Source organism: Planktothricoides sp. SR001, from assembly GCF_001276715.1.
Lineage (GTDB): Bacteria > Cyanobacteriota > Cyanobacteriia > Cyanobacteriales > Laspinemataceae > Planktothricoides > Planktothricoides raciborskii.
The window spans coordinates 1-12,394 of the sequence record NZ_LIUQ01000052.1 but is presented as its reverse complement, the minus strand read 5'-3'; the positions used below and the strand labels follow the sequence as shown (position 1 = coordinate 12,394).

Below are 12,394 nucleotides of genomic sequence, written 5' to 3'. Positions count from 1 at the left end.
AAAAAAAGTAACCCACTATGGGTTACATCTTCACTATTGAAGCAGATATAAAGGGATTACAAGGCGATCGCATCAAATTTTCCTGACGAATACAGCAAGCGAATCAGCGTTTTTGCTCTTGTTTTCGGTTAAACGCTCATTGCACCGTGCTTAGATTATCGATTCCCTTAACATTGTCTTCGTTTAAAACCTGCAAAGTTTGACAACTAATCTTGTCTACTAAATCGGTGCCGGTAAATGTTTGGCGATGAACTTCTAAAAAAGAATTGGGAAAAGCCTCAAAAAACAATCTTTGCTTAGGAAAAACTACTCTTTGATAGTGTTTTTCCGCTAGGTTTTTCACTGTGATAATTTGTAGTTCACTACTAGGATTAAAATAGTAGCAAAGAATTTTTTCATTATAGGCATTTTGCATATTCATACAATGACTATCCCCCGGTTAATTAGCCTCTATTAATGAATTTATTACCCTCGTAAAATTACCTAAAAAGTATAATAAAAAAAGGGTTTGGCGTATTTGAAAAAGGTGAAAATCTGGCATATGGTCTAACAGATGATATTAAGGTCATAGAGCGATCGCGGGTCAGATTGCAATTCAGTCAATCACTCAATTTATTGAATTGGTGTCCTTGCAATCTGAATTTAATGGCTGCGTGTGCATAGTCCTCAATCAGTAAGCGCAATTCTAGCGATCTATAAGGCAATCTTTGAAACGAGGATTTTTCACGTTTTTGCAACAATCGATTTGACAAGATTTTTTCAGTCACATCGGTGATGACTTCTTGTCTAAAATCACGTAAATTTTGATTAGATTTACAACACTCTGGATAGGATGCTAAAGCATTTTCAACCTCTTCAATAACGATTTGATAGCTGATTTTATCCAGGCATTTTTCGGTAATTTGATACATAATTCAAGGTTAAACTGACGATGACAATCAAAATAGACGATTCAAATCTCCCCGGTTTCTGGTAATCAGCATCACTTTTTGAGCAAATTTTGAGCAAATTTTGCTCAAAAAGTGATACTAAACAGGATGTAAGACCTGAGACAAACTTGGATCTTTAACCCTTTTAAGTCGGGGTGATAAACCGAATCACCGCTACCAGATCGGCGATCCGTAAATCCTGAATTTCAACAAAAAACGATGATTTTGGCCGCATCAAATAGGATAAATCCCTAAACTGACTGCCAAATCACTGGTTTTTTGTTCACCTATTGTCACCGTACTCCCAAAATCAGAAGATTTTGGGTAAAAAATCGGGAAAAAATCGGGACAATCAGCGATCGAGAATCTAAAAAAAATCTTAAGAAAATCTTAAGAAAATTGTTTGAGGCGATAACCCAAGCTGTGAACGGTCTCAATCAAATTTTTCGGCGCACCAACCGCGTGCAGTTTTTTTCTTAACCGCTTGATGTGAGCTTTGACCGTTTCTTCTCCGGGTGGATCGTCGCTATTCCAAAGATGTTCAATAATAATGCTACGACTAAGGACTCGGCGACCGTTACGCATCAACAACTCTAGGACAGAATACTCTTTCGGGGTGAGGTGCAAAGGCTGCTTCTGATAGGTCACGTCATAAGTGATCGGATCGAGTTCTAGTCCATCCCAATACAATTTGTGTGAGGCTGTAGCCACCTCTCGACGTAATGCCGCCCGCACTCTGGCGAATAACTCTTGAAAATCAATGGGTTTGACTAAATAATCATCGGCGCCTGCATCCAATCCACGCACTTTATCGGTACTACCACTCAGGGCTGTGAGGATCAGGATCGGCATGGAGTAACCATCAGCCCGTAGTCGGCGACAGAGAGTGATTCCATCAAGTTTAGGTAATAGAATATCGAGTAAAATTAAGTCATATTTGCCCGTGTTGAGATATTTCCAACTCTGTTCCGGATCGGAAATCACGTCAACAATATAGTGCTGATCCCTCAGCGCTTCGGCTAGTGCTTGACTGAGGAGCTTATCATCTTCTACTACCAGGATTTTCATTAGAGCAATTGCTAAACATTAAAAGTTTTGTAATTCTGAATACAGATTAATTGGTTATTGGTTATTCGTTATTGGTTATTTGAACGCTATTTCTTCAAATCACCAATCAGCATTAAGCGATAACTAATAAGCGATAACTAATAACCAATAACGAATAACCAATAATAGTTATAAATGAGAATTCGGGGAAAATGTTCAAGCCCGCGAAAAAACTTGCTAAATCAGGATTATGCTCATAAATTTGAAGGGTCTTAATTATTTTATCGGCGATCGCAAAATAAAGACAACATTAAAACCAGATTGATTTAAGCAAAAAAGCTGGGGAACCGGAATTTACTATAAACTATTCTTTATGGTTGAGGCATTTTGCAAATATTGTGCAAATAGTTTCCATTTCAAATGCTTCCCCAGCTTTGTGCTGCTACGTCTTGATGTCGGTTGATGAAGTGAATCACATTCTCTAGGGTGTTTCTTTTTGAATTATGGCCGCTTGTCATAATTTGCGAGAAATAGGTACTCTAAGAATGTAAGGAGAATTAAAAGGATATGCCTAGAGATTATATGCTGCGAATTCGGCTGAACACTCAGGAACTAGAACGTTTAAAGGCAGTCGCCCAAAACCGTCAAGTTTCCATGTCGGAAGTAATTAGGAATTATATTAAGCGTTTACCAAAACCTCAGAAAAAATCTGAATAATTATCGGTTTTTATTTAATTGATGACATAATATAATGTGTTTTTTGTTTTGATTGTTAATTGCATAAGTTTTAATGGTATGATATCTCCCTTTGAATTTATGAGTTATATGAATTAGATGAGGGATAATTCCAGGAATGAAAATGCTTTCGCGATTTTAATTCAATATTTTACCGGCTTTCAGTATTTTCCCGGTTTTCAGTATTTTCCCGGTTTTCACTGTCTAAAGTTAGGCTAAATTCATCTATAGTTACATCATCGGTGGATAGCTTTTGTGACAATTCTGCTGCCGCTTCTGAGGCAAAAGTATCGGGGTCGCAAATCTCCGCTAAATGTTCAACGAATTCTTGGTCTTGAGGCAATTGAGTGTTTTCAGGACGGTAGATTTGAATTTGGTTTAAACGGGGGCCGTCCGTAGCGATGACGGTAATTTCTAGGCCATCATAGATGAAGGTTTCTCCCTGGTTGGGAATTTTTTGGAGTTGATAAATGATAAAACCGCCAAAGGTTTGGTATTCATCATTGATGGGAAAATTGAGATTGAGAAGTTCGTTGAGTTCTTCAATGTCAATTTGGGCTTGAACTAGGAAGGTTTGATCGTCGATCATTTGCACGATCGCCGTTTCTGGTCTTTCTAATTCATGGCGATCGCCGATAATTTCTGCCACTAAATCATTAATGGTGACTAATCCAGCCGTCCCCCCAAATTCATCAACCACCATCACCATTGCTTGCTGCGATCGCTGCATTAAGGGTAATAATTCACTTAATGGCATATATTCTTGGACAAACCGGGCTGGTCGCACCCATTCAGCGAGCGGACTTTCTAAACCCAGCATCCCCTTTGACAACGGTTCGGCTAATTTTTTGAAATCAATAATCCCCCGAATATCATCTAAAGATTCTCCCATGACCGGATAACGGGAGTGACCGCTGCTGACCACTTCATTGAGTAAAGTTTTAAAATTGCCCTCATAAGAAAGGGCGCGAATTTGGGTACGGGTAACCATGACTTCACCGACTAAGACATCCCCAAATTCAAAGACATTACTGAGTAATTCTCGTTCTTCCGCTTCTAATCCTGTGGATTCTCTTTCCGTGGCAATAATCATTTGCAGTTCTTCGGGGGTGACCCGATTGTACCAACTGCCTGGGGTATAACGAATTCCTCCCAGACGTAATAACCAGCGGGTGGATTGATTGAGAATCCAAATGAAGGGATTAAAAAAACGGGCGATCGCTAAACTTAGTGGGCCTAATAATAAAGCCAGTTGTTCTGAGTACAACATGGCCAAAGATTTCGGACATAGTTCCCCCAGCACAATTTGCAGGTAAGCCACCAGCAAAAATGCCAGAGGAATGGCTAAAGAATGGGCTAGAGTTTGGTTGAGTGGGTCAGGGATCGGCAAGTGGGCGATCGCTCTAGCGACCACAATCGCCATAGTATTTTCGCTAATCCAACCCAGGGCTAAACTGGAAAGAGTAATGCCCAACTGGGTGGTGGAGAGCAGTCGCTCAATATTTCGTTGTAAGTTTTGCACGGTTTTCGCTGGAATATTCCCAGAATCCACCAACTGATTAATCCGCGATCGCCGCACCGACACCATAGCAAATTCAGCGGTGACAAAAAAGCCATTAATCGCAATCAGCGCCAACACGGATAATAAACGCAGAACAATATCCGACGGCCAAGCTGTTTCCGCAGCCATTGCTAATCTTAGTAAAAATATTGAAGGCTCCAGCATCAAATTCATGGTGATTGCTTCATGCCTTCAATATTTAGCAGATTTTCCTGGAGATTAAACATTGCCCAACCTGATTAGAGAACCTCAACGATTGAATTAAACCTGGATTATCTCACCACTGGAATATTGGCAAGTTGCAATTGCAACTGTTGATCTGGGTAATCCGTCAGAGTCAAAGAAAGCTGTTTGGCATTATCTAGTAAAGCCGTAGAAATTTTAATCTTGCCCGAATAATTTTTTTGATCCGCAGGCAACTCACCGGGTAAACCCTCGGTGGTGGCACTCAATGCCCGACCTTGCTCGTCAGTGATATTCAGAAAACTATACAAAAACTGCACGGAGCGATCGCTATCATTTTTTAAGCTGACATCCATGATCAGCCAAGATCCATCTTTTTGCACCGAGTTGATATTCAAAGTCACATCCTGACTTTTGCTGGTCAGAGGAAAGTTACCCTCTGCTTTTTTCGGTTCCGGTGCTTTCTCAGGTTCAGCAGCAGCTTTGTCCGGTTTTTTCGCTTCGGCTTTGTTTTCTGGGGATTTTTCGGCGGGAACTTTGCCTTCTTCGATCGCCTTGACTCGCTGAAGAATTTTGTCCTCACTCAAAAAAGAGATGGCGTTTCCTTTGCCTAACCCTTCTTCTTGTTCTTTGCGGTTTCTGGTAGGACTGATTTCCGGCTGGGTAATTTCTTTGAGGGCATCAGTCCCCAGTTTTAAGCCCAACTGGGCACTGGTGGCACCAGCCGCAAACATCATCCCTAAAAGCAATAAGGTCAAAATAACAGTCGGATTAATTCTCATCGGTGATAGTACAACGTCTCAATTAATATGGTGGAAAATGGCTGATCTGCTTTTGACCACGGATTTAGACAGTGGCGGCCAAGATGCCAATCCCGCTTTCTCGTCAGCGAATCCAGGCTACAGCATATCTCACCTTTTTACTTTATTACACCAAGGCTGGGACAGATTCCGTCAGGAGCCGATAAAATTAATTCGGCGATCGCTAGACATATCCTACCAATTTAGGATACAATCAAAGTATCTTTGACGTAATCTGTATCACAAAAATCTCCGTAAATCCTCGGATCGGGGAATCTTTGGGCGGTTGGCCGAGCGGTTGAGGCAGCGAACTCATAATTCGCCTTAGGCGGGTTCAACTCCTGCACTGCCCATTTTACTTATCTACTTGCGGATTAAGGCCGATCGCGATGGCCTTAATCCTGACAAGCATAGAATCACTCAAATTTTCCTCAAATTTTCCTCAAATTTTCCTCAAATTTTCCTCAAATTTTCCTCAAATTTTACCTATTAGCACGCTCGGCGTCGGGGAATTGTTGACCCCGGCGCTAATTTCCATTAAGGTGACTTCCCAAACCAGACGGGGTTGCACATAATTCAGTAAATAGCTGCGGGCATTTTCTAATTTTTGAATGGGAAAAGTATCGCGAAAAGGATCGTGATGTTGTTGCTGCCAATATAACTGTTGTAAGTAATCAATTAACCACAATTGGGCGGGGGTATCCAGAGTTTTATTGATTTGTTTGGCAAGTTCTAAGGCTTGTTTGACCGTCGAGGGCTTTTGAGCGATCGCCCTTAACAAGTCTTCGGGAATTTCTTGCAATTGTTCCCAACAGGCGATCGCTCGACCGGGAGAACCCTGAGCCATTGCTATCACTGCTTTATCCTCAGCTACCTCACCCTTGCCCACTCGCTGCAACACTTGCACCATTGCCTCTTCTTCCAAGCGATAAAAGGGAATCCGCTGACACCGGGACACCAAAGTAGGCAACAGCGACTCCACCGACGGAGCAATTAAAATTAACGTCGCCCTTCCCGGTTCTTCCAGAGTTTTAAGCAACGCATTCGCGGGTGCTTCCCCCATTGTTTCCGCTTGTTCAATTACCACCACCGCTTGACTCGCTGCCAACGGCGGACGGCCTAAAAATTGACTAATTTCTCTAATTTGTTCTAAGCGAATTTGTGGCGGCGCCTTGCGTTTTAGTCCGGTTTCCGTTGCTTCCGCGCTAGTCAATCTTTGCCCTTGATGCATATAAGTAGGTTCCACCCAGAGAAAATCTGGGTGATTTTTCAAATCCCGATGTTTTTGTGACTTAGTAGCGGCGACTTCCAAGATTACATTGGCAAAACATATGGCCGCCAAAGCCCGTCCCACCCCATCAGGTCCGGCAAATAAATAAGCTGGGGCAATGCGATTTTTCGTGACCGCCTGAGTCAGTAATGCTATTGCTTGGGGTTGGCCAATGAGCGAAGAAAAAAGCATAAAGTTCTCTTTAATTATCGTTTAAGTTTATCTGATTTTGGTAATTATTGTTAATCATAAAAGTTATGATTTTTATGATCATCTATATTGCATCATTTAATAAATCAATAATTTGGCTATAAAAATAACGAAAACTAGGAGACTTATTTTCAGAGACATTCATGTGAGGAGCAATATTATCTGCCCACAGTGACTTTTGTTTACCAACCTCTTGCCACCCACGCTCTAAGAGTTTTTTTGATCCTCCTGGATAAATCGCATCTGCTAATATTTCCCATGTGCCACATACAGAGTCATTAATGTATGAATTCAAAATATCTGACTTAACATCTGGGTAAGCTTTCGCGATCGCATCTAAATCACCCAGAAACCATGCTTCTCCTTCCTCAATAGCCAGACAAAAGCGAGTCAATGGTTGAGGATCGCATTCATTTAATAGTTTGAGCAATTCATGCTTAAACCTTTTTAAACATTAGTCATCCAGATCGCAGATAACAATCACCGCAGCCTGGTAATTTTTACCGTATGCGGCATTTTACCATATCCTCTTAATAACTTAGGGAGTTGATCGAGCAATATTCGCTTGCTGGGATCGCTCGTTCCTTTTAAGTTTTTTGGTAAACGTCCGATTCCTTTGTAAGCCCGAACCACAAATGTATGGTTAGGGCCGATTATATTAGGAACTAAAATATCTAATGCCTTTTTACCAGACTGATCCTCAAATTTCCAAGTGCATCGGATTACCTGACATCTAAATAATCACTATACCAAAGACTTCCCAGGGGTAAGCCTTCACTCACCATATTATTAATTATGGGATCTTCACTGGATCTTTTAATTTTGGCAAAGCCATCATCCCCTTTTTCTAGAACCCAGACTTCTGATGGTTCCAAAGCATCTACTAAATAAGGTTGATGAGTCGTCAGAAATATCTGTGAATCACTTTTACGACCCGTGGCATGGGCGCGGAATTCAGCGACTAAAGTTTCTAGTAAATTATGATACAAGCCATTTTCCGGTTCTTCGATACAGATAAATGGAGACGGGCTGGGGTCTTCCAGAAGCAGAAGGTATGCAAATACTTTCAATGTGCCATCGGACATTTTTTGCGAATAAAATGGATCGGTGAATCCTCGGTCATTAAACTGGAGTAATAGTCGGCCATCGGGAGTTTTTTCTGTACTGATTCTTTCTATACCGGGAATTTTATTTGATATTTGTTCTAGAATCGCTTTAAATCGTTTGGGATGCTCCCTTTCCATAAATTGAACTACATTCCCTAAGTTATCTCCGTGTATATTCAGGTGTCTTTGCGGCCCTGCTAATGGCAAGCTTCGCGCCGCATCAGGAGTAAAATAACTCAGATACCATCCTTCAATAAACTGACGAAATGCAGAAATTCTGGGGTGTTGTTTCAAAGACCCCAGGGTGGCAATTCCCAACTTACGCTTATCGTCAAGTTCAACGAATTCAGTTTTTTTACTTTCTTCTCGATCGTCGGACATTTCTATGTCTTTGATTAATTGGAATAAATCAAAATTGCGATCGCCTTCCTCGATCTGTTGTCCATTTTCTTCCCCTTTCCAGACAACACCTGTCCCCTCATTCAGTACCAAAAACGAAAACGGCCAACCATAACGCTGACCTTTGCGCCTCTGCCGCAGTCGTTCTTTTTTCACATAAGGGCGATCGAAGCTATCAATATCAATCGACAGTTCATAGGTAATTGGGCGAGCATTCCGATCTTGTTTATAGTAAATTTCAAATTCAATTGGCTCATTAATTCCTTGAGAGCGTAATTTCCCAAATCCCCCACGCCCTTTAGCATCGCAAGCCTCCTCCACCCCAAGCTTTAAACAATCGGCGAGAAAACCAAACGCATCAAAAAGAGTGCTTTTTCCTACCCCATTCTTACCAATAACTGCGGTTAATGGGGTAATTGGTTCTAGGTTTCCTGTATTCCATAATCTACCAATTGTTATATTTCTTAAAACCTGATAATTTTTAACTCTAAATTACTCAATTTTTGCCATGTTTTTCTCCAGCATAAATTAAGTTTTATATTATAAAAAAGCAGAAAGTATGGTAGATTATCTTTAGATTTTTTGTGTTCTCTGTGCCTCTGTGGTTAGTTCACATGGAAACCATATTTTCAGAGGTCAGAAACCGGGTTTCTTTGATTAAGTATCTGTCACCCAGCCCAAAGACTCATAGAAACCCGGTTTCTTTACCACGGCGTTATTTTACCCTAACAATTCATGGGCTCGTTTGACCATATTTTCTGCGGTAATGCCATTCATATTTAACACTTCATTGGCACTGGCAGCAGTTTCGCCCCGCTTCCAAGCAAAGATATCCCGCTTGGCAGTAGAACGCAACATAATCGGTTCTAACATGGCGGAAGTTCCCCCGGTAACGGCAATTAAAGCATCGCCACCAAAGAACTTTTCAAAGTCAGCATCTTCTAAGAAAAGACCATCGGGTTCGGAACAGGTTGCCCAGGCAGTATCGCTATCACGATATAAGCGACGGGGATTGATAACTGAGATAATTTTCGAGCCAATTCCTTGGGCTTTTAATTGTTCCGCAGCGGCAAACACTGGGGCTAAAACCATATCCCCGACCACTGGGAAAACTACGGTCTTTTCTCCGGGAATTTCTTGGAGAAGTATCGCCCCTTTTTCTAAGCCTTCGCGGGTTTGTTCAAAGGTGGTGTAAATCGGTAACGGCGACTTACTGGCAATAATCACAATGCCCTTATTTTTGGTGGTTAATGCCCAGTCATAACAGACTTGAATACTGTTAGCATCGGTGGGGAATAAGGGGAACACATTGCCATTCCGCATCATGGCGGCAAAGTAGTTTTCGATTTCAGGCCGTTGGTGCGTCCAACCGTTGCGTCCTTGTTCTAATGCCCCGGCAGTTAATAACATAATGGTGGAGGGAGTAGACCGGCGCAATTCGGCCATTGCTTGAGTCACCGTTTGCCAAATTGGTAAACCATTGATAGCAAAAGATTCATAAGAACACCAAAGAGTCCGCGACCCAAATAAGGCTAATCCTGCGGCTAAACCGGCACAAGCATCTTCACTCAGGGGTTCGTAAACTTGACCCTCTGGCCCTTGATAGTAAATTTCGTCAATGGTGGGGTGGGCAATTTTGAGGGCAACGTTGATATTATTAATCCCCGAAGCGGCGTTACCATCAGCGTTGGAGACGATGAAACTGGGGTCAGTTTTGCCCACATGGGCGACTAATTCACCCATTGCGGTGGTGGCGACTTGCTTGTCCCCAACGGCATATTCTTCCAGGGGTAGTTGACCCAGTTCGGGTAAGGGTAGTTCAAATTCTGTCACCACGGTTTTCACTGCCGGACCACCACCCGCCCGTTCGCAGTTGGTGCGGACGAGTTGCCATGCTTCTGGGGACAGGGCGCGGGTTTTCAGGGCGTTGACGATTTCTGCGTTGTCCAGGGTGTGATGGGCGTAGAGGTTGTGGGATTTGGCGCCCCGGGCGTGGACTCCGGCCCCTTTGAGTTGTTTGATGATAAAGACGGTGAGTTTGCCGGATAGGGCGGATTTAGCGGCTTTGTCTACGCCTTCGAGCACCGCTTGGGTGAATTTTAGCCGTTGTTCTAGGGAGAATTCGGTGCTGTCTACATAGTCACCGGGCTGGTTTTGGTCGTCGAAGTCTTTGGCGTTGACCAGGATGATTTCTTGGAAGCCGTTGCCTTCCCAATATTCGATCATTTCCTGGTTGGGTTTGGTGGAAACCATGCTGTGATGTTCCTGGGAGTAGCCGTTCCAAACCAGGATGGGCAGGAAGTTGGTGACGTTGGGATAGGCGGTGTGGAAGTGGGCCATGCTACTCATAATGTAGGGTTCGCCGAGTCCACCGTCGCCAATGGTGACAGGGAATAGGACGCCGGGGTGGAGTTTGGCGCCAGCCATTGCGAAGTGTTGCCCTTGTCCCAATGGGCCTGCAGGTCCGAGGAGTCCCGGAATTTGCCCGGAAAGGTGGCCGAGGAGTCCTTTGTGTTCCCGGAAGCGATCGCGCATTTGTTGCACGTTATCGATATCCATCTGTTCTAAGGAGCGATCGAGGAACATGGCACTATAAAATCCGGGGGCATGGTGGCCCACTTCCGTGAGGATATTTTTGTAACCCAGCATGACCAAGGCGGCATAAACTTCGGCTTTGCTGGCAAATCCACCAGGGTGCCCGGATGCTTTGCTGGCGGTGACTTGCATGGTTAGGTAACGCAGGGCGTCGGCAACGAGAAGGGTTTGAAAGACCGCCGCAGGATCCGACGGAGAGGCGATCGCTTTTGTCCCAGGGGCGATCGCGGGTTCTTGGCCATATTTGTCAAATCCGGGCAACGGTTCGCCAAAATATTGGATGCCTTCGCAAAATGCCGGAACTGTGGTGGGGGCTGGTGCTGTGCTGGTCATGCTGATGGTTTACCTCAAAGTGACTATATCTATAGCGTTTCATAGATTAGATCGATTTAACTATTATTTTTGCACTTTCGCAACAGGTTTGTTGTTTAACTATCCTCTGAGAAACCGGAAGCGGTGAGAAACCGGGTTTCTATGTAGGGGCCGGTGGGGGGTGACCAGAAACCGGGTTTCTCTAAGAAACCTTTGCCACCAACCAACAACCATCATAGAAACCCGGTTTCTTGGAAAGCCGAAGTCAAATAGCCCCAACACCTGAAGCGCTTAGAAACCTGGAGAGGTTAGAAACCGGGTTTCTATGGAGGGGTCGGTGGGGTGGCAAGGGTTTCTTAGAGAAACCCGGTTTCTTGTCCTTGGGGCAGGGGCAGCCGGGAGAGGTTAGAAACCGGGTTTCTATGGAGGGGCCGGTGGGGTGGCAAAGGTTGACTTAAGAAACCCGGTTTCTTGTCCCTGGGGCGGTGGGAAACCGGGTTTCTTGCGTTAACCTTTGCTACCAACCAACAACGCTAATAGAAACCCGGTTTCTTTCTTCAGTTTCTTTCTTCAACCCGGTTTCTTTACTCACACCACCCGCCAAACCTTAATCGTCTGGTCCTCACTGCCACTCACAAGAGTCCGCCCATCGGCGCTAATGGCGAGGCAAGTAACCGTGCCATAATGTCCCGTGAGGGTGCCAAGTTCCTGCCCCGTACTCAAATCCCAAATCTTAATCCTGCGGTCAGCACTGCCACTGATAAGAGTCTGCCCATCGGGACTGATGGCGAGGCAAGTAACCCCGTGAGAATGCCCAGTGAGGGTGAGAAGTTCTTTACCCGTACTCAACTGCCAAATCTTAATCGTATTGTCAGCACTGCCACTGATAAGAGTCTGCCCATCGGGACTGATAGCAAGGCGACTAAACCGCTCAGAAAAGGTGCGAAGTTCGTGCCCCGTACTCAACTCCCAAACCTTAATCGTCTGGCCCCGACTGCCACTCACAAGAGTCTGCCCATCGGCGCTAATGGCGAGGGAATTAACCTGGCTAGAATGTCCGTTGAGAGTGCGAAGTTCCCACCCCGTGCCGAACTCCCAAATCTTAATCGTCTGGTCCTCACTGCCACTCACAAGAGTCTGCCCATCGGGGCTAATGGCGAGAGAAGTAACCACGCCAGAATGCCCAGTGAGGGTGCCAAGTGCCTGCCCCGTACTCAAATCCCAAATATTAGGGCGTGTCATCAATT

At 44.1% G+C, this 12,394-nt stretch carries 11 protein-coding genes and 1 tRNA gene; 2 read left to right on the top strand and 10 right to left on the bottom strand.

What is annotated here, in order from left to right; all coding sequences use genetic code 11:
- Nucleotides 1-136: 136 nt before the first annotated feature.
- The 3 genes from AM228_RS23040 to AM228_RS23030 form a co-directional block, all read right to left on the bottom strand.
- On the bottom strand, nucleotides 137-421 hold the full coding sequence (locus AM228_RS23040; protein WP_054469282.1) for a DUF1830 domain-containing protein: 285 nt from the start codon (nucleotides 419-421) through the stop codon (nucleotides 137-139).
- Between the two features lie 178 nt (nucleotides 422-599).
- A complete protein-coding gene (locus AM228_RS23035; RefSeq protein ID WP_054469281.1) occupies nucleotides 600-911 on the bottom strand; it encodes a hypothetical protein in 312 nt (103 codons plus the stop codon).
- 408 nt (nucleotides 912-1,319) lie between these two features.
- Nucleotides 1,320-1,997 carry a response regulator transcription factor gene (locus tag AM228_RS23030; RefSeq protein WP_054469280.1) on the bottom strand — a complete coding sequence of 226 codons (678 nt, stop codon included), beginning with the start codon at nucleotides 1,995-1,997 and terminating at the stop codon, nucleotides 1,320-1,322.
- A gap of 546 nt (nucleotides 1,998-2,543) precedes the next feature.
- Here AM228_RS23030 and AM228_RS30170 point away from each other — a divergent pair.
- Nucleotides 2,544-2,693, top strand: coding sequence for a DNA-binding protein (locus tag AM228_RS30170; protein ID WP_072160897.1), 150 nt, complete (start codon nucleotides 2,544-2,546; stop codon nucleotides 2,691-2,693).
- A gap of 169 nt (nucleotides 2,694-2,862) precedes the next feature.
- Here AM228_RS30170 and AM228_RS23025 read toward each other — a convergent pair whose 3' ends face one another.
- On the bottom strand, nucleotides 2,863-4,437 hold the full coding sequence (locus AM228_RS23025; protein WP_369817798.1) for a hemolysin family protein: 1,575 nt from the start codon (nucleotides 4,435-4,437) through the stop codon (nucleotides 2,863-2,865).
- Between the two features lie 107 nt (nucleotides 4,438-4,544).
- Complete coding sequence (locus tag AM228_RS23020) at nucleotides 4,545-5,237, bottom strand: hypothetical protein (protein WP_054469279.1); 693 nt, start codon at nucleotides 5,235-5,237, stop codon at nucleotides 4,545-4,547.
- 298 nt (nucleotides 5,238-5,535) lie between these two features.
- Here AM228_RS23020 and AM228_RS23015 point away from each other — a divergent pair.
- Nucleotides 5,536-5,608 (top strand) — tRNA-Ile (locus AM228_RS23015).
- 122 nt (nucleotides 5,609-5,730) lie between these two features.
- Here AM228_RS23015 and AM228_RS23010 read toward each other — a convergent pair.
- From AM228_RS23010 to AM228_RS22990, 5 genes are all read right to left on the bottom strand, one after another.
- Nucleotides 5,731-6,717 carry a DNA polymerase III subunit delta' gene (locus tag AM228_RS23010; protein WP_054469278.1) on the bottom strand — a complete coding sequence of 329 codons (987 nt, stop codon included), beginning with the start codon at nucleotides 6,715-6,717 and terminating at the stop codon, nucleotides 5,731-5,733.
- 82 nt (nucleotides 6,718-6,799) lie between these two features.
- The gene (locus AM228_RS34480) at nucleotides 6,800-7,165 is read right to left on the bottom strand and encodes a hypothetical protein (protein WP_197285379.1); all 366 of its coding nucleotides are present in this window, start codon (nucleotides 7,163-7,165) and stop codon (nucleotides 6,800-6,802) included.
- Nucleotides 7,166-7,457: 292 nt separating this feature from the next.
- The gene (locus tag AM228_RS23000; protein ID WP_231636920.1) at nucleotides 7,458-8,636 is read right to left on the bottom strand and encodes an AAA family ATPase; all 1,179 of its coding nucleotides are present in this window, start codon (nucleotides 8,634-8,636) and stop codon (nucleotides 7,458-7,460) included.
- Nucleotides 8,637-8,960: 324 nt separating this feature from the next.
- Nucleotides 8,961-11,168: a transketolase gene (locus AM228_RS22995; RefSeq protein ID WP_054469276.1), complete on the bottom strand. Its 2,208-nt coding sequence runs from the start codon at nucleotides 11,166-11,168 to the stop codon at nucleotides 8,961-8,963.
- A gap of 567 nt (nucleotides 11,169-11,735) precedes the next feature.
- On the bottom strand, nucleotides 11,736-12,394 hold a 659-nt coding region (locus AM228_RS22990; RefSeq protein WP_197285378.1), incomplete at its 5' end, for a WD40 repeat domain-containing protein.

Coding starts and splice junctions, on each gene's coding strand:
- AM228_RS23040 (WP_054469282.1), bottom strand. CDS start 421: ATGAATATGCAAAATGCCTATAATGAAAAAATTCTTTGCTACTATTTT.
- AM228_RS23020 (WP_054469279.1), bottom strand. CDS start 5,237: ATGAGAATTAATCCGACTGTTATTTTGACCTTATTGCTTTTAGGGATG.
- AM228_RS23025 (WP_369817798.1), bottom strand. CDS start 4,437: ATGCTGGAGCCTTCAATATTTTTACTAAGATTAGCAATGGCTGCGGAA.
- AM228_RS22995 (WP_054469276.1), bottom strand. CDS start 11,168: ATGACCAGCACAGCACCAGCCCCCACCACAGTTCCGGCATTTTGCGAA.
- AM228_RS23035 (WP_054469281.1), bottom strand. CDS start 911: ATGTATCAAATTACCGAAAAATGCCTGGATAAAATCAGCTATCAAATC.
- AM228_RS23030 (WP_054469280.1), bottom strand. CDS start 1,997: ATGAAAATCCTGGTAGTAGAAGATGATAAGCTCCTCAGTCAAGCACTA.
- AM228_RS30170 (WP_072160897.1), top strand. CDS start 2,544: ATGCCTAGAGATTATATGCTGCGAATTCGGCTGAACACTCAGGAACTA.
- AM228_RS23010 (WP_054469278.1), bottom strand. CDS start 6,717: ATGCTTTTTTCTTCGCTCATTGGCCAACCCCAAGCAATAGCATTACTG.